The following is a 19409-nucleotide window of genomic DNA, read 5'->3' as shown; positions in this document are numbered from 1 at the left end:
CCGGGCGAGGATGGTCTCCAGGTTCTCCCTGCTGGTCGCGAAGTTGAGCTTCGTGTTCGTCAGTGGAAACCTCGCGCTGGACCTGGCCGGCACGCTGAAGTGGCGGCGGGACGAGCCCGAGGAGCTGCTGACCGCCCCCGCGGACGCGGCCCGCGGGCGGTCGAGGCGAACCTCCTGACCGAGGCGCCACCGTTGCGGGAGAACGACTTCGCGTGGCTGTGCGAGTTCCGCGAGACGACCTACCGGCTCTTCTCCGCTACCCTCGCCGGGCTTCGCCGGGCGCCCGAGGACGTCGAAGCGCTCAACGCCTGGGCGCAGGCGCAGCCGCCGCGCTACGAGCTCACCCCGAAGGGCCTCAGCCCCACCGGGGGAGCGCGCGCGATCGCGGGGGAGGTGGCGCGCTCGGCCGCGGACCTGCTGTCCCGGACCGGGCAGGTGCGTGTCCGCGAATGCGAGGGCGAGCGCTGCACCCGGATCTTCGTGGACGCCTCCCGTGCCGGGAACCGGCGGTGGTGCGGCATGGACGAGTGCGGCAACCGGGTCAAGGCCGCGCACTACCGGGCCCGGAAGTCGCAGGCGGCGTCCCTTGAGGACTCGCGGTCGCACTCGCCCCCGCGCCCAGCAGCGCCAACCCGCGATCGTGGCCGGACTGGACGCACACCGCGACCGCGCGCTGCGCTTCAGGTCGACGTGCTCGGGCGGGACTCCAGCGGCGTCCTCGCGTCCCCCGACATGGTGAACTGTTCCGGCTGGGCTAGCCCGCCGTGGCTCGCGTAGGCACTCTGCAAGATGTGGATGAGGGACGAGGACTCCGAACTTATCTGAAACGCTGCAAGGATCATCAGGTGGACGCGCGGGTGGCCGAGCAGGCTCTCTTCGCGGCGCGGTTCGACGTCAAGACCGGTCGCGTGCACGGGCGGGACCCGTTCCGGCTCGCCTGGCGCCGGCTCCAGCAGGGACAGCACGACCAGTCGTCGTAGCCGCCTGCGGTGTCCACTGGGGACGCCACAGGCGGCCACGAGGCGTCAGCGCAGCCGGATCGACGTGGTGAGCGTGCCGCCGTGCGGGATCCGCAGGACGTGCAGCCGCCGCGCGGCGTCCCGCAGGAACGTCACGGTGGTGGCCGTGACCGTCGCCGCCAGCGGGCTGCCCCAGCTGATCGCGATCGTCGTGCCGCCGCGGCGGATCGTGAGCCCGGTGGCGGTCGCGGCCGCGTTGGCGTTGTAGGACACCGGTGTTCCGTCGGCGAACGCGACCCGGTCGTCCGGCCGCAGCACCAGCGGGATCTGCTCGGTGAGCGCGCTCGTGCCCTGCACCGACCGGGTCACCGTGTCCTGGGTGATCGTCAGCTCGGTGCGGATCCGCCCGTCGGGCAGGCCGTAGCGGACCACGACCGGCGCCGAACCCGGCACCTGGGCACTGCCGTCCCACGCCCGCTCCCCGATGAGGAACTCCGCGGCCAGGTCGCTGCGCGCGTCCGGGTTCCCGTTGGGCAGCAGGCTCGCCCAGCACTGCGTGTCGTCCTGCTGGGAGTTCACGACCGTGCCCGCCCGCGGATGCCACAGCATGCCCTGGGCGGCGCGAACGTAGCTCGAGGGCCGGGTGCCCCAGAACCCCGTGAGGTAGAGGTGCGGGCGGCGGACGTAGGTATAGGTCTGGTCCAATTTCGGGTCCCGCAGCTGCACCGCGAAGTTCGCGGACCGCAGGTACGGCAGCTGCGCGATGGAGGCCTGTTTCGCGCCGTGGGAAGGGAAAGCCTCGCCGTAGGAGACGTGGGCGAGGATCCGGGCGAGGTGTCCTGTTTGGCCGGCCCCAGCACGGGATCGCCCGACCGCGCCCACTGCGCGCGGGTGGCCGCCCGGTCCTCGCGGGAGGTGAAGAACGCGCCGAGCGCGGGGACCTCCGGCACGAACAGCGAGCCGAGGTTGGTGCGGTCCGGATCGGGGATCACGTTGTCGTAGAAGGACGTGTGGGTGCGGCTCGACATCGCGACGTAGGTCAGGGAACCGGAGCCGTCGGGTTCGCGCAGCACGTTGTAGCCGAACCAGCCGGCGAACTTGCGTGCCATGTCGAGCACGGTGCGGTTCCCGGTCAGCGCGTGGATCTCGGCGATCTCGGGCAGCATCACCTCGAAGTTGTAGTTGATGTCCATCCCGGTCGGCTCGTAGAAGAACCCGGCCGGACTCTGTCCGTGCTCGGCCAGGAACCCGATCCGGTCGTTCAGCTTGGCCAGCAGCGCCGCGTCCGGGGTGAGCTTCAGTGCCAGCTGCGACGAGGACAGGCCCGCCGCGTTCTGGTTCGCGTATTCGATGGTGTCCGCCCAGATCGGGTTGGCCGGGTTCAGGAACCAGGTCATGCCCTGGCGCAGCGCGGCCTCGATCTCGGTGCGGCGGGCGGGCAGGGCGCCCGCCTGGCGTAGGTTCGCGAGCGTCTTGGCCAGGTAGCCCAGCCCGAACCCGGTGGCGGCCTTGGACTCCTCGGTGATCTCGTACTCCGGCCAGGAGCCGTCGGCGTGCTGCAGGTTCAGGTAGTGCGTCACCGCGGCTTCGAGCCGGTTGAGCAACGCGCTGTCGCCCGCGTACGGGTTCCAGCTGCGGTGGTTCGCGTAGAACCAGCTCAGCGTGTACACGTGCTCCTGCACACGGGAGTTGTACGGGGCGCTCGGCGTGCGCCACCAGCCGCCGCCCATGTATCCGAGGGTGGCCGGATCGGTGGTCACGATGTCGTTGACCATGCCCGGCAGGATCGCCAGGTACGGGCCGAACCGTTGCTCCAGCGGGGAGAACGGCCGCCGGACGGGCGCGCCGGGCGGGAGCGGGGCGAGCGGCGGGTAGGGCCCGGCCGGGGCGGGGACCTCCGCCGAGGCCGTCCGCGTGCCGAGCACCCCGAGCAGCGACGCACCCGCGACGGCACCGAGAACCGTTCTCCGGGCGTACCTTTCCGTCACAACCGCCTCCTCGAAGTTATGATAATACGTATTACTCAACGAGCCCGGCGATGACGTTAATCGCCGGGGCACGGCGGAGTCAACGACGGTGCGCAGCGTTACCGGTGGCGCACGGCGGGCGGCGGGGCGACGGTGGCGCCTTCGTGGACCGCGCAGGGGAGGAGGAGCTGCCGGGGCCGCGGGCTCTCGAGCAGGCCGACGAGGGCCCGCACCGCGTGCACGCCCATCTCGTGCCGCGGGATGCGGAACATCGACCAGTCGGTGGCCGTGCTCGGCACGGCGTGGGCCGCGGGCTGCTGCGACGGGTCGGCGTCGCCCAGCACCACCAGCGACAGCCCGCCCGGCACGCCGACCCCGGCCGCGTGCGCGGCCGCCAGGACGGCGTCGGCCATCGCGGTGCTCTCCACGAGCAGCGCGGTGACGTCCTGGCCCAGGGCCTCGCGCAACGCGGCGACGGGATCGTCTTCGAGGAACACCAGCGGCTTGCGGCGGCGATGGCGGACCGCGGCCTCGTAGCCGGCGCGGCGGTCGAGGGTCGGCTCGCTGTCCTCGGTCACGCTGAGCAACCCGATCCGGCGGTGCCCGAGGCCCCAGAGCCACTCGTGCACCTGCCGGGTCGCCGCCACGTAGTCGGCGCCGACGTAGCTGATCGGCCCGGCGGGGGACTCCCGGCGGCCGACGAACACGAAGGGGAACCGGTCCTCGGCCAGCCGCGCCAGCTCCTGCGGGTCGTTGTGCCTGCCGAGCAGGACCGAGCCGTCGGCGATGCCGAGGCGGTTCGTGCCCTGGTCGTAGATCCGGCGGCGCCCGTCGCGGCGGCCGCCGCTGGTGAACAACAGCAGGTCGAAGCCCTGTGCCTCGGCCTCCTCCTCGATGCCGAGCAGGAACGGCCGGTAGAAGTCGGCGACCCGGGAGGGGAACACCGACTCGTAGCTGAACACGCCGAGGATGTGGTTGGACTTCCCGCGCAGGCGGCGGCCCATGATGTCGACGGTGTAGCCCGTCGAGCGCAGCACCTCCTGGACCCGTTCCCGGGTCTCGTCGGTGATGCGCAGGCTCTCGGACCCGTTGAGCACCATGGACACGACGGCCTGCGAGACGCCCGCGAGCCGCGCCACCTGGGCCTGGGTGACCCGGCCGGAGCCCGCGGTCACCGCCGGACGGCCTTTGTGGACGGTGCCGGCCGTCCGGTCTCCCGTTCGTCCATCGGTTCAGGATACAAGGCCGCCGCCACGGCCGGCCGGGGTCAGACCTTGGCGGCCGTGCGCCAGCCTGGCCGGTAGGTCTCCCGCGCGACCACCGAGTACGGCGCCGGGCTCACGACGGCGCGCACGGGGAACTGCTCGTGCGGCTGCACCGTCGTCTTCCGGCTGCCGCCGTCCGGCTCGCCCCAGATCACGCGCACCTCGGCGCCCAGCGGGACGTTGGGGTCAACCGTCGCCAGCGACAGCGCCGTGCGCTCGTTCACGCTGTAGCCGGTGAACAGCGACAGCCCGACCACGTTGCCGTCCGCGTCCACCACCGAGTCGAAGTTGGACGAGCCGTAGTTGGCGTTGGGCAGGTCGAAGAACTGGTAGCGCGGGCCGTCCTTGTCGAGTGGGTTGGCCAGCAGCTTGCCCACGTCCTCGGCGTTCCAGGCCAGCGTCACCTTGCGCCGCTGAGTCTCCGGTTCGATCGCCGCGAGCGCGTCCCGCCCGATGAAGTCGTGGTCGAACTTCACGAACGAGCCGTAGCCGAGCTCCCAGGGGTTGAGGTAGTAGTCGCGGATGTCGTCGGAGACGAAGCTGCCCGCCAGCGCGTTGTTGACCTCGTAGCTGTCCGCGCCGAGCCACTCTCGGTACGGACGCAGCTCCTCCGCCGTGTAGACCGCGGGCAGCGGTGACGGGATCCACCCCGACTCGAGGGTGTTGCACGAGTAGGCCCGCGAGCCACAGGGCTCGAGGCCGAACTCGCTGCCCGCTTCGAGGATCGCGTCGCGGACCCGGTCGTAGCTCTCGTACGGGCCCCAGATCTCCAGTCCCGGCGCGCCCGCCATGCCGTGCCGCAGCGTGCGCACCTGCTCCCCGGCGATGTTCAGGTGCCCCATGCGGAAGAACTTGACCTGCTCGACCGTGCCGCCGTGCACCTTCTCGATGACGTCCCAGGCCCGCGGGCCCTGGATCTGGAACCGCCACAGTTCGCGGGTGACCTGCTTGCCGTACGGCCGCGAGGGCGAGCGCTGGTCGAGGCGGACGTCGACGTTGTAGCCCTGGCTCGCCCGGAAGGTCAGCCAGTTGGCCACCGGCGCGCGGCCGACGAACACGAACTCGTCCTCCGCGAGCCGGAAGAGGATGCCGTCACCGATGACGCCGCCTTCGGGAGAGACCGGGACGAACTGCTTGGCCGAGTCGACGGGGAACTTCGCCATGCTGTTGATCCCGGTGTCGGACAGCAGCTTCAGCGCGTCCGGGCCGGAGACGAAGAGGTTCACCATGTGGTGGGTCTGGTCGAACAGCACCGCCGCGTCGCGCCAGGAGATCACCTCACGGCGGAAGTTGGTGAACTCGGCCGGGACCACCGGGTAGATGTAGGCCCCGATCTGGGAGTTGCGCAGGAGCTCGACCGTGTTCCCCGTCCGGTCGAGCACATCCTGCAGGCTCTTCGCGCTCATGGGTTTCCGTTCTGCTGGTGCCGGTCTGCGACGAGGCCGGGTCCGCCGCCGGGTGCGGCCGCCCTCACGAGGGACAGTAGTGAGGCCCGGCACCCGAGCACGACCTTCCCGCGACCCCTCTGCCGTAGGACATTCGACTCATGCCGTCATTTGTCGCGGTCGATCCCGTTCCGATGCCGGACGTAACGCGGCGCCGGGTCCGCTCTACTGGACGAGGGGCGAACGGGAGCACAGGAGGTAGCGCCGGACCATGGGTGGAGAAAGTCTCGAGGCCGCGCTCCGGCGCGCGGGGTCCCCGGTCGGGCTGCTGCGCGACTCGCCGGTGCGGCCGCACACGTTCCCCGTCGCGCCGGAGTTCACGAACTGGCGCTCCGAGCAGCGGGCCTGGCGCACCTCGTGCGCCCTGCTCGACCAGTCGCACCACATGACCGACCTGTACCTGCGCGGCCCGGACGCGCTGAAGCTGCTCACCGCCTTCGGGGTCAACTCCTTCGCGAACTTCACGCCCGGCAAGGCGAAGCAGTACGTCGCGGTGAACGAGGACGGGTACCTCATCGGCGACGCCATCCTCTTCCACCTCGAAGACGGGCTGTTCGACCTCGTCGGCCACCCGACTGTCGCCAACTGGCTGCAGTACCACGCCGAGACCGGCGACTACGACGTGACGGTCGAGCGGGACGAGAACTCCTCCGACCGCCACTCGGGGCCGCCGAAGGTCTACCGCTACGAGCTGCAGGGGCCGACCGCGCGCCCGCTGGTGGAGAAGCTGACCGGCGCGCCGCTGCCCGAGGTGAGGTTCTTCGCCACCACCGAGTTCACCGTCGCCGGGCACCGCGTCCGCGCGCTGCGCCACGGGATGGCGGGACAGCCCGGGTTCGAGCTGTTCGGCCCGTGGGCGGAAGGGGAGGAGGTGCTCTCGGCGATCCTCGCGGCGGGCGAGGAGTTCGGGCTCGTCCGGGCCGGTGCGAAGGCGTACTCGACGGCGAACCTGGAGTCGGGCTGGATACCCGCCGTGGTCCCCGCGGTCTTCGGGCCGGAGCTGCGCTCCTACCGGGAGTGGCTCGGCGCGGACGCGCTCGGTTCGCTCGGCGGTAGCATGGACTCCGCGGACATCGCCGACTACTACGTCACGCCCTACGACGTGGGTTACGGGCGCACCGTCAAGTTCGACCACGACTTCCTCGGCCGTGCGGCACTGGAACGCATCGCCGCACACCCCCGCCGCGCGAAGGTGACCCTCGTCTGGCACCCCGACGACGTCGCCGCCGCTGTCCGGTCGCTGTGCGAACCCGGCGTCCCGGCCAAGTTCATCGACCTGCCCAAGGCGCGCTACGCCCTGTACCAGGCCGACAAGGTGCTGCGGGGCGACGACCTCGTCGGCATGTCCACCGACGTGGGCTACCTCGCCAACGAGCAGGACTTCGTCTCCCTCGCCACGGTCGAGCTCGCGGCGAGCGAGCCCGGCACCGAGGTGAGCGTGCTGTGGGGCGAGCAGCCGAACTCCGCGAAGCCGGGTGTCGAACCGCACCGGCAGATCGCCGTCCGCGCCACCGTCGCACCCGCGCCGTACGTCCGGGAGGTGCGCGATTCCTACCGCAAGCCCTGAAGCCTTCCACACTCGGACCCGGGATCGAGGAGAGATGACCAACCCCCGCGAGGAGAGCGCCCGCCGGCGGCGCTCCCGGCTGGCGGAGCTGGTGCGCGACACCAGCTACGAGGTGATGCCGTTCAAGAACACCGAACGGGACGTGCTCGCCGCCGTGCCGGTCGACGTGCCGCTCACGGTCACCGTGACCGAGGCGAAGGGGATCGACACGACGCTGGCGCTCACCGAACGCCTGCTGGGCCACGGCTACCGGGTCGCGCCGCACCTGCCGGCCCGGTTGTTCGTCGACCAGCAGCACGTGGCCGACGTCGTGGCCCGGCTCACCGAAGCCGGCGTGAAGTCGGTCTTCGTCATCGGCGGCGACGCCCCGGACCCGGCGGGCGAGTTCACGGACGCGTACTCGCTGCTGCGGGCGATGGAGGAGGCGGGCCACTCCTTCGAGGTCGGTATCGGCGGCTATCCCGAGGGGCACGGGTCGATCCCGCAGGAGGCGATCGACCTGGCGCTCAAGCAGAAGGCCCCGATGGCCCGCCGCGTGATCACCCAGATCTGCTTCGACGCCACCAGAACGGCGTCCTGGGCCGAGGGCATCGCCACGGCCGGGATCGAGCTGCCCGTCTACGTCGGGATGCCGGGGCCGGTGAACCGCCAGAAGCTGATGCGCATCTCCGCCGGGATCGGACTCGGCCAGTCCGCGCGGTTCCTGCAGAAACAGCAGAGCATGCTCTGGCGGTTCCTGCTGCCCGGCGGCTACGACCCGACGAAGCTCGCGCGGCGGCTGGGCACCGCGCTGCCGAAGTTCCGCACCAACGTCCGTGGGCTGCACATCTTCACCTTCAACGAGCTGCGCGGCACCGAGCAGTGGCGGCAGAAGCTGCTCGCCGCACTGTCCGAAAAGGAGGATGACGCGTGATCGCCGAGGACTACGGGCGGCTGATCGTGCAGGGCGCCGACCGGCCCGGCATCGTCTCCAGCGTCTCGACCGTGCTGGCCGAGCACGGGGCGAACATCGTGGCGCTCGACCAGTCCTCCAGCGACCCCTCCGGCGGGCGGTTCTTCCAGCGCACGGTCTTCCACCTGCCCGGCCTGTCCGGGCGCCTCGCGGAGCTGGACGAGGTGCTCGGGCAGCGGCTGACCGAGGACCTGGGCCTGACCTACCGGCTCGTCGAGGCCAAGCGGCACAAGCGGGTCGCGGTGCTGGTGTCCAAGGCCGACCACTGCCTGCTCGACCTGCTGTGGCGCCAGCGCCGCGGCGAGCTGCACATGAGCATCCCGATGGTCATCTCCAACCACCCCGACCTCGGCGACGACGTCCGGCAGTTCGGCATCCCGTTCTTCCACGTCCCGGTCGAGAAGGACCACAAGGCGGCCGCGGAGAAGGAGCACCTCAACCTGCTCAAGGGCAACGTGGACCTGGTCGTGCTCGCCCGCTACATGCAGATCGTGTCGGGGGAGTTCCTCGACGAGGTCGGCGTGCCGGTGATCAACATCCACCACTCGTTCCTGCCGGCGTTCATGGGCGCGGGCCCCTACCAGCGGGCCAAGGAGCGCGGGGTCAAGCTGGTCGGCGCGACCGCGCACTACGTGACCGAGGACCTCGACGAGGGGCCGATCATCGAGCAGGACGTGATCAGGGTGTCGCACCGGGAGTCGGCCGCCGAGCTGCAGCGCAAGGGCGCCGACGTGGAACGGCTCGTGCTCTCCCGCGCGGTCGCCTGGCACTGCGACGACCGGGTCATCCGCGACGGCAACACGACAGTCGTGTTCTAGGGACTGTTTCAGAGAGGTGGCTTGCGGGCCGGTGCGGGTGGCGGAACCTGAGGCGGCCCCTCGCTGTGGGATCGCCTCCTCATGACCGCCAGGTCACCACGTCGGCGCTGTACTCGCGAGGAACCACCTCAGAACCCGCAGCGGTGCAAGGTGATGGCGCAGGCACAAGCGGCTCCGCCGCTTAGGAAACACAACCTAGGAGAACGAGTGACCACGGCCCAGGACAACTACGTGCTCGACCTGGCGAACAACCGGCGCGGCCGCGCGCTCAACCGGATGTGCGGCTCGCTCAGGCACGCGGTGAACCGGGAGGAGTTCAGCGCGGACGAGGCGGTCTACTGCGACGCGTACGGGCTTTCGCCCGAGCAGAAGCGGGCGGTACTCGAACGGGACTGGACGGCGATGCTCGACCTCGGGGCGTCCATCTTCTACACCTACAAGCTCGCCATGCTCGACAAGCTGTCGATGCAGTACCTCGGCGGGGTGTTCACCGGCATGTCGGTCGAGGAGTTCGCGGCGGCCATGCGCTCGGGAGGGCGGAAGCTTGGCTGAGGTCGTCTGGGGCCTCGCGACGTCCCACGTGCCCTCGATCGGGGCGGCGATGGACAACCACAAGACCGCGGACCCGTACTGGAAGCCGTTGTTCGACGGCTACGCCCCGGCCCGGGAGTGGATGGCCGCGCACCGGCCGGACGTGGCGGTGATCATCTACAACGACCACGCGAACGCCGTGGACCTGGATCTGGTGCCGACCTTCGCGATCGGCACGGCCGCGCGCTACGAGGTGGCCGACGAGGGCTGGGGCCGCCGCCCGGTGCCCCCGGTCGTCGGCGCCCCGGAGCTGAGCGAGCACCTGGTGCGCGAGCTGATGGACGAAGAGTTCGACATCGCGACCTTCCACGAGCTCGACGTGGACCACGGGCTCACCGTGCCGCTGTCGGTGTACTGCCCGGAGCCGGGTGACGCGTGGCCGTGCGCGGTGGTCCCGGTGCTGGTCAACGTGATCCAGTACCCGCAGCCGACCGCGGCGCGCTGCTACGCGCTCGGCAAGGCGATGGGGCGGGCGATCCGGTCGTTCCCGCAGGACGTGCGGGTCGCGGTGTTCGGCACCGGCGGCATGTCCCACCAGCTGGCCGGGGCACGCGCGGGCCTGATCAACAGCGAGTTCGACCGGATGTTCCTGCGGGCGATCGAGGCCGAGCCGGCGAAGCTCGCGGCCCTGAGCCGGGAGGACTACATCCGCGAAGCCGGCACGGAGGGCATCGAGCTGATCATGTGGCTGGTCATGCGCGGCGCGCTGAGCGAGCACATCACCCGCGTGCACGACACCTATCACGTGCCCGCGTCCAACACGGCCGCCGCGCTGGCGTTGTTCGAAGAGGTGCGCGCATGAGCACGTTCGTCCTGGTCCACGGCGCCTGGCACGGCGGCTGGGTGTGGCAGCGGGTCGCGCCGCTGCTGCGGGCCGCCGGGCACGAGGTGCACACCCCGACGCTCACCGGCGTCAGCGACCGCGCGCACCTGCTCAACCCGTCCGTCGGGCTGGGCACGCACATCGAGGACGTCGTGGCGCTCGTCGAGGCCTACGACGCCGACGACGTCGTACTGGTCGGGCACAGCTACGGCGGCCAGGTCGTCACCGGGGTGGCCGACCGGATCCCGGACAGGCTGTCGCTGCGGGTCTACCTCGACGCGTTCGTCGGCGACGACGGTGAGGCGGCGATCGAGCTGCAGCCGGAGACGGTGGCCGGGCACTACCGGGAGTCGGTGGCGGGCCCCGGGTTCGGCTGGCTCATCCCGGTCCGGTCGCTGCAGGTGCTCGGCGTCACCGAACAGTCCGATGTGGACTGGCTCGGTGCGCGGCTGACCCCGCACCCGTGGCTCACCTACACCGAGCCGCTGCGCCTGACCGGTGCCGCGGACACCGTCCCGGCCGCGTTCGTCGAGTGCACCGACTGGATGCGGGTGTTCCGGGCGCACGCCGAGCGCGCCGAGGCCCGCGGCTGGCCGGTCCGCACGGTCGCCACCGGGCACGAGGCCATGGTCACCGCGCCGAAGGAGCTGGCGGACGTGCTGCTGGATCTGCGGGAAGGCTGAAATGGACGTCTCGTTCGGCTCGGTCTGGGAGGCCGTCGCCCGGCGGCTGCCGGACGCGGTCGCGGTCTCCGAGCCCGGACGGGAGCTCACCTACGCGCAGTTCGAGGACCGGTCCGCGCGGCTCGCGGCCGCGCTGGCGGCCGCCGGCGTGGGGCCGGGGGACAACGTCGCGTGCTACCTCTACAACGGCGCCGCGTACCTGGAAACGGTGTTCGCCGCGTTCAAGCTCGGGGCGGTGCCGGTCAACGCGAACTACCGCTACACCCGGGACGAGCTGTCGTCGCTGCTGCGGGACGCGGACGCCGCGGCGCTCGTCTTCAGCGGTGAGCTGGCCGGGAACGTCAGCGACGCGGCGCGGCACGTACCGACCCTGCGCCTGCTCGTCCGGGTGGGTCCGGCGTCGGCAGGGCCCGCTGCCGCCGAGCTCGAAGAGGTGCTGCGCTCGGTGGCCCCGCGGCCGGCGCGGCCACGCCCTGGTTCGGACCAGCTGTTCATGTACACCGGCGGCACCACCGGAAGGCCGAAGGGCGTGATCTGGCGCCACGCCGACCTGCTGCACTCGCTGCTCGTGCCGATCTTCCGGCCGCTGGGCGCCGAGGCGCTTCCCGGCACGCTGGACGAAGCGGTCGAGATCGCCGTTTCCGCGCACAACACCGGTCTCGCGCCGGTGACGATGCCGGTCGTCCCGCTCATGCACGGCACGGGCCTGTTCAACTCGATGGGTGCCCTGCTGACCGGCGGGCAGGTCGTCACCACCCGGCGGGGTGCCCTCGATCCGCGCCACGTCTGGGAGACCGTCGCCGAACGACGCGTCGGCACGATGATCGTGGCGGGCAACGCGGTGTGCCGCCCGCTCGTCGACGAGCTGGTCGCCGCCGAGCAGGCGGGCAGGCCGCACGGCCTCGGCTCGCTGCGGTCGGTCATCAGCTCGGGCACGGCGTTGAGCGACGACCTCAAGCGGGCGCTGCACGAACGGGCCGCGGTGACGGTCGTGGACGCGATCGCCTCGACCGAAGGCGGCCCGTTCGCCTTCGCGGTCACCTCGTCGGCCGGCGACCTGCCGGCCCGGTTCTTCCCGGTGCCGGTGACGAAGGTGCTCACGGACGAGGGCGAGGAGGTCGTGCCGGGCAGCGGGCGGACCGGGGTGCTGGCCTACGCCGGGCCGATGCCGCTGGGCTATTACAAGGACGCGGCCAGGACCTCGACCACGTTCCGTGTCCTCGACGGTGTCCGCTACACGGTGCCCGGTGACCTGGCACAGGTCGCCCCCGACGGTGCGCTGCGGTTCCTCGGGCGGGGGTCGGGCGCGATCAACACCGGGGGCGAGAAGGTGCATCCGCAGGAGGTCGAGGACGTGCTGCTGGCGCATCCGGACGTCACGGACTGCGTCGTGCTCGGCATGCGCGACGAGATCTGGGGCGAGCGCGTGGCGGCGGTGGTCGCGACGGCGGGAACGCTGACGGAACGGGAGATCCAGGACTGGGCGCGCCGCGACCTCGCCGGGTACAAGGTGCCCCGCCGCGTCGCGTTCCTGCCGCAGCTGCGCCGCACCCCGACCGGCAAACTGGAACTCGCCTGGGCGCGGGAGGTACTCGAGGCCCTGCCGCGGGACTGAGGGTGGCCGCCCGCGTCGCCGCGGGCGGCCACCGTGACCTCACAGCTGCCGGTAGAACGCGGCGGCGTTCGCGTGCAGCACCGACACCCGGTCCGAATCGGACAGTGCGGCCAGCAGGCGGTCGGCGCCGTCGCCGTGGTCGTGTGGGTAGTCGCTGGCGTGCATGAGGAACTCCGGCACCCGCATCATCTCCAGCAGCTGTGCCACCTGCTCGCCGGACTCGGGCAGCTGCGCCGGCTCCGTCGTGGCGCGGAAGTGGCGGTAGAGGTACTCCGCCGGCGCCTCCTTCATCCACGGCACCTCGCGCCACACCGCGCGCCATTCCTTGTCGAACCGCCAGAACAGCGCCGGCAGCCACGAGAATCCGCACTCCGCCAAGCAGATCCGCAGGTCCGGGAGATCCCGGAACACGCCCTCGGCGATGAGGCTGACCACGTGTGCCTGCACGATCTGCGCGTTGCTGACGTAGTCCTCGAGATACGTGTGCGCGAACCCGGTCGGCGTGGCCGAGCTGGAGATCCGCCCCCACGCGTGCAGCCCCACCACCAGGCCGTGCCGCGCCGCCGCGGCCAGCAGGGGGTGGAACCGCTTGTTGCCGTAGCGCGCGTCCTGCCCGCGCACCGGGAGCAGGACCTGCACGAACCGGCGGTCCGCGCCGAGCCGCTCGATCTCCGCGACCGCCGCGTCGACGTCCAGCGTCGGGACGACCATGCTCGCACGCAGCCGGTCGTCCTGGTCCAGCCATTCCGTGCGCACCCAGTCGTTGACCGCACGGGTCAGCGCGGCCTCGTAGTACGGGTTGCGGCTGATGTCGAACGACGTCGTGCAGTTGAGCAACGCCCACCGGAGCCCGTCCCGGTCGAGCACCTGCTTGCGCAGCAGGTCCACGTGGTCCGGCGGGAACGCGCCCGCGGCACGTGCCTGCGGGGTGGCCGACGTCGGCGCGCCGGGCGGATAGGCGTTGGCCGCCGACGGCGACAGCTTCAGGTTCGCGTCGGTGATGTAGGAGCGCCAGTACCCGTCGAAGTAGGGGAACAGGGCTTCCAGGGACGCCGGCGCGCAGTGGACGTCGGTGTCGATGTGCTCGGTCACGGGCGCTCCAGGCGGTGGTAGAGCCGGTAGGCGTTGTCCGTCATGATCGGCTGCCGCAGCTCCTTCGGCAGGTCGCGCAGCGCCGTCGCGGGCGAGTCGAAGTCCCAGTGCGGGTAGTCGGAGGCGAACAGGATCCGGTCGGTCATCCCGGTGTGCGCCAGCGCCGTCGCGAGGTGCCGCGGCTCGGGCGGCTCCTCGATGGGCTGGGTGCTGAACCAGAAGTGCTCGCGAAAGTACTCCGAGGGCTTGCGCCGCAGCTTCGGCACGTCGGCGCGCAGCTTCGGCCACGCCGCGTCGAGGCTCCACATCAGCGGCGCCGACCACGCGATCCCGCCTTCGACGAGGACGATCTGCAGGTCGGGGACGTCTTCGAAGACGCCTTCGCAGATGAGGTTCGCCGCGACCATCGCCATCACGTTGCCGAACCACGCGTGGTGCTCGAGGTAGAACGACGGCCAGCCGTCACCGCGGTGCTGCTCGATGCCGCCGAGGTGGATCGCGACCGGCAGCCCGGCCCGCGCCGCCGCCCGGTAGATCGGCAGGTACTTCTGGTGCCCCAGAAAGGTTTCCGCACCGCCGGGAAAGAGCACCTGGACGAAGCGCGGGTCGCCGGCGTAGTGCTCGATCTCGGCGATCGCCTGCTCCGGTGCCTCGTGCGGGACGCAGATGCTGGTCACCAGCCGCGGCTCGGGGTCGAGGAAGTCCTCGCGCAGGCACTCGTTGAGCGCGTGGCACAAGGCGTGCGCGTAGTCGGGCTGCTCGGCGCCATAGCTGTGCGCCTGCAACGGGATCAGCACGCCGTAGCCCACGCCGTACTCGTCGAGCACCTGCTCGCGCAGCATGCCCAGGTCGCTGCCGGGGATGCCGTTGGCGGGGTAGGAGTCCAGGCGCATGCCGCCGTTGCGCACGCGCGGGTACATCGCGGGCGGCGGCGCGATGCGGGTGCCGAAGGTCTGGAACCGGGTGCGCCACGGCTCGGGCAGCTTCTCGGCGAGCCTGTCCGCCGGCACGGTCGGATGGATGTCGGCGTCGAAGAGCGCGGTCCGCTGCCGGGGTTCGGTCGTGGTCATCTGCTCACCTGCCTGTCTGCCGGGCGGTCGTGTCGACCACCACGTAGTCGTCTTCCACCTGCACGTCGTAGGTCTCCGCGACATACGGCCCGGGCACCCGGTCGCCGAACCGCACCCCGTCGCCGAGCGCGTCGCCGGGGGTGACGCTGACGCCGTAGCTGCGCACGGGCGCCTCACCGGGGCCGAGGTAGGACTGGCCGGTGGTGACGTCGTACTCCCAGCCGTGCCAGGGGCACGCCACGAACACGTCCTCGTTCACCGCGAAGTCCCCGGGACCGGACGAGATCGCCGTCGGCGCCGTGCGCCCCAGGCACAGCGGCCCGCCCTGGTGAGGGCAGTAGTTGTTGAGCGCGTAGAACTTCTCGCCCACCCGGAAGACTCCGATGGAGCGCTTCCCGACCCGGACGATCCGCCGGTCTCCCGGCGCGAACTCCGAGACAGGGGCCACCACGATCCGCATTGATCACGTTCCTTCCGACGCGGGGTCCAGTGCCATCGACTGCAGGAGGGCTCCGCCATCCACAGCGTAGACACTCCCGGTCACGAAACTCGATGCCCGGGAGGCGACGAAGAGGGCCAGGCCACGCAGTTCGCGTGGATCACCCATCCGGCCCAGTGCCACGCTCGTGCCCCACCGGGCCTCGGCTTCCGGGCTCGGCGGCCCGTCGCCGATGTTGGTGCGGAACGGTCCGGGCGCGATCGCGTTGACCCGTACCTGCCGGCGCGCGAGGTCCAGCGCCGCCTGGCGGACGAGGTTCAGGACGCCGGCCTTGGCCACCGCGTAGGAGTAGGGCACGAACGGGTCGACGCCGGCCAGCTCCTCGAGACGAGTCTGGTCCAGGTCCGCCGCGACGACCATGGCGCCGCAGCCGGCCACGGTCTCCGCGATCGCGCGGCCCAGCCCCGACCCGGCGCCGGTGACCAGCGCGACCGTGCCGGACACGTCGAAGATCTCCGCCGGCAACGCTGTCATCGGCCCCTGCCCGGCTGGATACGTCCGCCGACCCGTTTGTCCACAAAGGACCGCGGACTCATCGGCACCGCCGGTACGAGCTGGTTCTCACGCTTCATCGCGCACACCTTCAGAGGGGAGTCGGGCACGCTGTCCGTCACGCGGAAAGCCCGTGGTGGACCGGGGAACGACCGTCGTACAACTGTCTTTTGCCGAATTCTTCCCGGGAGGCTTCATGGACAAGGTCAAGGCTTCGCCGGCGGACACGGTGCGTGACATCCGTGCCGGAGCGAGCATCGCGGTGGCCGGGTTCGGGGTCGCGCACCGGTTTCCGTCCAGTCTGATCGTCGCGCTGCGCGAGCAGGGCACGTCCGGGCCGACCGTCTACTGCAACGGCCTCGGCCAGCCGGGCACGCCGACCGCGCACCTGCTCGCCGAGAACAAGCAGATCGCCCGCCTCGTCACCTGCTTCTCGGCGCGCCCGGGCATCGTCTCCGAGGCGGAGCGCCAGATCCGTGCGGGCACCCTGGAGCTCGAACTGGTCCCGCAGGGCACCCTGATGGAGCGGATGCGCGCCGGTGGCGCGGGAATTCCCGCGTTCTACACCCCGGCCGGGGTGGGCACCGCCATCGCCGGGGGGAAGGACGTGCGTTACTTCGACGGCAGGCCCTTCGTGCTCGAGCGCGCGATCACGACGGACTTCGCGTTCGTCCGCGCCCACCGCGCCGACGCGCGCGGAAACCTGCAGCTGCGCGGGGGCAGCCGGAACTTCAACGTGAGCTTCGCCAAGGCCGCGGCCGTCACGATCGCGGAGGTGGACGAGATCGTGCCCGTGGGCGGGATCCCGCCGGAGGAGGTCGACCTGCCGGGCGTGTTCGTGAGCCGGGTCGTGCGCAGCACCGTGCAGCTGGACGTGCAGAACCTGCCGATGCGGCCCAGCCGGTCGGCCGGCAGCGCCCGGGAGTACGGCGGCAAGCCCGGTCTGACCCGGGCGGAGATGGCGCGCCGCACGGCCGCACTGCTGCCCGACGGCGCGACGGTCAACCTCGGTGCCGGGCTGCCGACCCTGGTCTCCGACTTCGTCGGCGACCGCCCGGTCACCCTGCACAGCGAGAACGGCATGCTGAACTACGGCCCGATCATCCGGGACGACTCGTTCGACCCGGACGTGCACGACGCGGGCGGCTACTTCGTCGGGCTGCGGCCGGGAGCGTCCTTCTTCGACAGTGTGACGTCGTTCGAGATCGCCCGATCCGGCCGGCTGGACGCCGTGGTGCTCGGCGCCTACCAGGTCTCCGCGCGCGGGGACCTGGCCAACTGGACGCTGCCCACGATGACCGGCGGCGGCATCGGCGGCGCGATGGATCTCGCCGTGGGCGCGAAGAAGGTGATCGCACTGCTGGAGCACACCGGCTCGGCCGGGCAGGCCAAGCTCGTCGAGCGGTGCGAGTTCGAGCTGACCGCGCCCGCCTGCGTGGACGCCGTCGTGACCGATTTGGCACTGCTGAGCCGCACTCGCGGTGGCTTCCGGCTCGACGAGGTCGCGCGCGGGTTCACCGCCGAGGAGGTGCGGGTGCTGACCGCGATGCCGCTGACGGTGGCCGACGACGTGCGGATCATGCAGGACCGGTGGTGAGCCCGGTGGCCCGCACCGCACGCCGGTGCGCAGGTGCTCGACCGAATGGCAGCTGACCGGTCGAGTTCGCATATCTGTCAAACTACGGAACAGCACGCATCCCGGGCGATGGACGAATGTTGCCCGGGAGTAAGTCATGCGTCGCTCCCCGGGCGATCGGCATGATCGCCGGGCGGCCCCGGCGAAGGAGCTTTCCCGCGCTCAGGTCTTCTTCTCCTGCGGATGGGTCACCAGCGGCTCGACCTGGAACTTCATCCAGCGGGCCGTCGGCAGCGACAGCAAGGCTTCGTGCAGGGCGTCCGCGTCGGCCGCCTCGTAGAGTGCGATCGAGTCGGTCGAGCCGAGCACACGCCAGATCTTCACCAGGATCCCGGCCTCGCGCAGCTCCTGCGCGCGAGCGCGTTCCTTCGGGCGCAACGCCTCCCGCTCCTCCGGTGGCGTGTTGTTCTGCTGGCGCACCAGGAATTCCATTTCGTCCCTCACTCGTACCGGATCAGCCCGCGGATGTCGCGGTGGGCGCGCGTGTCCGCGTACCCGTCGTTGACGCCTTCCTGCGTGTACTCCCGGGTCACCAGTCGGCCAGCCGCCCGCATGCCCGCCGATGCCGGGCAGCGCCCCCAGCGGGAGGTCGCCGACGCGGACGTGCTCGTCGGATTGGTGGCACAGCCCGGAAGCCGCGAGCCGGACGAGCACCTCGCCTTCGCGCGGCTCGTCGAGCTCCAGTTCCTCGATCCGCCAGTCCTCGCCGTGGTCCCACAGAACCGCAGCCGCTGTTTTCACGGGAGCAAGTATGGGGCGGCTCGTCCGGTTCACCGCTGCCCGGCGCGGGAAATACGTCAAAGGACTCATCCGGGATGCCCGCCGCGCGCCTGGTGGCCGCCGGGTGGCCCGGCACCCCGGCGATCGTCGCCGGCTACGGCCCCGGTCAGCCGAGGCCGAGCACGCGCACCGCGTTGTCCTTGAGCAGCCGCGGTTTCACCTCGTCCCGGATCTCGGTCTTCGCCAGGTCCGCGAGCCAGCGTTCGGGGGTGAGCATCGGGAAGTCGGTGCCGAAGAGCACCTTGTCCTTCAGCAGCGTGTTGGCGTACTGCACCAGGACGGGCGGAAAGTATTTCGGCGACCAGCCCGACAGGTCGATGTGCACGAGCGGCTTGTGCAGGGCGACCGAAATGGCCTCCTCCTGCCACGGGAACGACGGGTGCGCCATGATGATGGTCAGGTCCGGGAAATCGGCCGCCACGTCGTCGAGGTGGATCGGGTTGGAATAACGCAGCCGCAGCCCGCCCCCGCCGCGCTGCCCGGCGCCCGCCCCGGTCTGCCCGGTGTGGAACAGCGCGGGCAGCCCGGCCTCCTGGATCACCTCGTACAACGGGTAGGCCGAACGGTCGTCGGGCTGGAACGCCTGTGCGGTCGGGTGGAACTTGAACCCGCGCACCCCGTACTCCTCGATCAGCCGCCGCGCCTGCCGCACGCCCTCCTTGCCGCGCGCGGGATCCACGCTGGCGAACGGAATCAGCACGTCGGAGTTCGCGTGCGCGCGCTCGGCGATCTCCTCGTTGCCCGGCTGGTCCGGCCGCGACGGCGCGTCCTTGACGTCGACGGTGAACGTCACCGCGGCCATGTTCTGCGTGCGGTAGAAGGCGGCCAGCTCGTCGACGGTGTAGCTCTTCGCGCCGGTCTTGAAGTACTTCGCCATCGAGGCCATCGCCTCGTCGGATTCGGTGGCGGAGGTGGCGCGAGCGGAGCGGTGGACGTGGGTGTGCACATCGATCGCGGTGAGCGCGGCTACGTCCAGTGTCGCATTCCGTGCGGGACCGTTCATCTACGTTCTCCGAGTTCTCCGGGAAAGTGCGTTCCGCCAGGATTCCACGGGAGAGGAATCGTTGACAACGAAGAAATCCGCTCGTCGGCCTCGAAGAGGATCTCCTTTCCGTGCGCGCGGGGTCCGAAGTGGACGCATACGTGGCGCCCCCC

General features: G+C 71.0%; 21 protein-coding genes. 11 read left to right on the top strand and 10 right to left on the bottom strand.

The window, feature by feature from the left end; genetic code table 11:
- Positions 1-10 precede the first annotated feature (10 nt).
- The 3 genes from LWP59_RS22755 to LWP59_RS40410 all read left to right on the top strand — a co-directional run bounded on the left by LWP59_RS22755 (position 11) and on the right by LWP59_RS40410 (position 980).
- Entirely contained in the window at positions 11-178 is a 168-nt protein-coding gene (locus LWP59_RS22755) for a hypothetical protein (RefSeq protein WP_186383332.1), read from the top strand.
- A gap of 14 nt (positions 179-192) precedes the next feature.
- On the top strand, positions 193-777 hold the full coding sequence (locus LWP59_RS22750) for a CGNR zinc finger domain-containing protein (RefSeq protein ID WP_186383331.1): 585 nt from the start codon (positions 193-195) through the stop codon (positions 775-777).
- 68 nt (positions 778-845) lie between these two features.
- Positions 846-980 (top strand): hypothetical protein, encoded by a 135-nt coding sequence (locus LWP59_RS40410; RefSeq protein ID WP_267903784.1) that lies wholly within the window; start codon positions 846-848, stop codon positions 978-980.
- Between the two features lie 45 nt (positions 981-1025).
- On the opposite strand, the gene LWP59_RS22745 is transcribed toward LWP59_RS40410, so the two are convergent.
- The 4 genes from LWP59_RS22745 to ligM all read right to left on the bottom strand — a co-directional run bounded on the left by LWP59_RS22745 (position 1026) and on the right by ligM (position 5597).
- Positions 1026-1568, bottom strand: coding sequence for a hypothetical protein (locus LWP59_RS22745; RefSeq protein WP_144641100.1), 543 nt, complete (start codon positions 1566-1568; stop codon positions 1026-1028).
- Complete coding sequence (locus LWP59_RS22740; RefSeq protein ID WP_191334769.1) at positions 1535-2947, bottom strand: hypothetical protein; 1413 nt, start codon at positions 2945-2947, stop codon at positions 1535-1537. The genes LWP59_RS22745 and LWP59_RS22740 overlap by 34 nt, the downstream gene beginning before the upstream one ends.
- Positions 2948-3045: 98 nt before the next feature.
- Positions 3046-4101 (bottom strand): LacI family DNA-binding transcriptional regulator, encoded by a 1056-nt coding sequence (locus tag LWP59_RS22735; RefSeq protein WP_144642668.1) that lies wholly within the window; start codon positions 4099-4101, stop codon positions 3046-3048.
- Between the two features lie 92 nt (positions 4102-4193).
- On the bottom strand, positions 4194-5597 hold the full coding sequence (gene ligM, locus LWP59_RS22730; RefSeq protein WP_144642667.1) for a vanillate/3-O-methylgallate O-demethylase: 1404 nt from the start codon (positions 5595-5597) through the stop codon (positions 4194-4196).
- A gap of 250 nt (positions 5598-5847) precedes the next feature.
- On the opposite strand from ligM, the gene LWP59_RS22725 reads away from it, so the two are divergent.
- The 7 genes from LWP59_RS22725 to LWP59_RS22695 all read left to right on the top strand — a co-directional run bounded on the left by LWP59_RS22725 (position 5848) and on the right by LWP59_RS22695 (position 12685).
- Positions 5848-7203 carry an aminomethyltransferase family protein gene (locus LWP59_RS22725; RefSeq protein WP_144642666.1) on the top strand — a complete coding sequence of 452 codons (1356 nt, stop codon included), beginning with the start codon at positions 5848-5850 and terminating at the stop codon, positions 7201-7203.
- 34 nt (positions 7204-7237) lie between these two features.
- Positions 7238-8116 (top strand): methylenetetrahydrofolate reductase, encoded by an 879-nt coding sequence (locus LWP59_RS22720; RefSeq protein ID WP_144642665.1) that lies wholly within the window; start codon positions 7238-7240, stop codon positions 8114-8116.
- Positions 8113-8973, top strand: coding sequence for a formyltetrahydrofolate deformylase (purU, locus tag LWP59_RS22715; RefSeq protein WP_144642664.1), 861 nt, complete (start codon positions 8113-8115; stop codon positions 8971-8973). Before LWP59_RS22720 ends, purU begins: the two co-directional genes overlap by 4 nt.
- Positions 8974-9180: 207 nt before the next feature.
- Positions 9181-9525 (top strand): protocatechuate 3,4-dioxygenase, encoded by a 345-nt coding sequence (locus LWP59_RS22710; protein WP_144642663.1) that lies wholly within the window; start codon positions 9181-9183, stop codon positions 9523-9525.
- Positions 9518-10366 carry a class III extradiol dioxygenase subunit beta gene (locus LWP59_RS22705; protein WP_144642662.1) on the top strand — a complete coding sequence of 283 codons (849 nt, stop codon included), beginning with the start codon at positions 9518-9520 and terminating at the stop codon, positions 10364-10366. The genes LWP59_RS22710 and LWP59_RS22705 overlap by 8 nt, the downstream gene beginning before the upstream one ends.
- Positions 10363-11070, top strand: coding sequence for an alpha/beta fold hydrolase (locus LWP59_RS22700; RefSeq protein WP_144642661.1), 708 nt, complete (start codon positions 10363-10365; stop codon positions 11068-11070). The genes LWP59_RS22705 and LWP59_RS22700 overlap by 4 nt, the downstream gene beginning before the upstream one ends.
- A 1-nt stretch (position 11071) precedes the next feature.
- Entirely contained in the window at positions 11072-12685 is a 1614-nt protein-coding gene (locus LWP59_RS22695; protein ID WP_144642660.1) for an AMP-binding protein, read from the top strand.
- Between the two features lie 39 nt (positions 12686-12724).
- On the opposite strand, the gene LWP59_RS22690 is transcribed toward LWP59_RS22695, so the two are convergent.
- The 4 genes from LWP59_RS22690 to LWP59_RS22675 are packed head-to-tail and all read right to left on the bottom strand — an operon-like array spanning position 12725 to position 15820.
- Complete coding sequence (locus LWP59_RS22690) at positions 12725-13777, bottom strand: amidohydrolase family protein (protein WP_144642659.1); 1053 nt, start codon at positions 13775-13777, stop codon at positions 12725-12727.
- Positions 13774-14847 carry an amidohydrolase family protein gene (locus LWP59_RS22685; RefSeq protein WP_144642658.1) on the bottom strand — a complete coding sequence of 358 codons (1074 nt, stop codon included), beginning with the start codon at positions 14845-14847 and terminating at the stop codon, positions 13774-13776. Before LWP59_RS22685 ends, LWP59_RS22690 begins: the two co-directional genes overlap by 4 nt.
- Before the next feature lie 4 nt (positions 14848-14851).
- Positions 14852-15307: a Rieske (2Fe-2S) protein gene (locus LWP59_RS22680; RefSeq protein WP_144642657.1), complete on the bottom strand. Its 456-nt coding sequence runs from the start codon at positions 15305-15307 to the stop codon at positions 14852-14854.
- Positions 15308-15310: 3 nt separating this feature from the next.
- Complete coding sequence (locus LWP59_RS22675; protein ID WP_144642656.1) at positions 15311-15820, bottom strand: SDR family NAD(P)-dependent oxidoreductase; 510 nt, start codon at positions 15818-15820, stop codon at positions 15311-15313.
- 214 nt (positions 15821-16034) lie between these two features.
- On the opposite strand from LWP59_RS22675, the gene LWP59_RS22670 reads away from it, so the two are divergent.
- Positions 16035-17435: a 3-oxoacid CoA-transferase gene (locus LWP59_RS22670; protein WP_144642655.1), complete on the top strand. Its 1401-nt coding sequence runs from the start codon at positions 16035-16037 to the stop codon at positions 17433-17435.
- A 201-nt stretch (positions 17436-17636) separates the two neighbouring features.
- On the opposite strand, the gene LWP59_RS22665 is transcribed toward LWP59_RS22670, so the two are convergent.
- Both LWP59_RS22665 and LWP59_RS22660 read right to left on the bottom strand, forming a co-directional pair.
- Complete coding sequence (locus tag LWP59_RS22665; RefSeq protein WP_229857197.1) at positions 17637-18215, bottom strand: muconolactone Delta-isomerase; 579 nt, start codon at positions 18213-18215, stop codon at positions 17637-17639.
- A gap of 145 nt (positions 18216-18360) precedes the next feature.
- Positions 18361-19257, bottom strand: coding sequence for an amidohydrolase family protein (locus LWP59_RS22660; RefSeq protein WP_186383414.1), 897 nt, complete (start codon positions 19255-19257; stop codon positions 18361-18363).
- Between the last annotated feature and the right edge of the window lie 152 nt (positions 19258-19409).

It is taken from the genome of Amycolatopsis acidiphila, assembly GCF_021391495.1.
In the GTDB taxonomy this organism is placed as follows: domain Bacteria; phylum Actinomycetota; class Actinomycetes; order Mycobacteriales; family Pseudonocardiaceae; genus Amycolatopsis_E; species Amycolatopsis_E acidiphila.
This window is presented reverse-complemented; position numbering and strand designations above follow the sequence as displayed.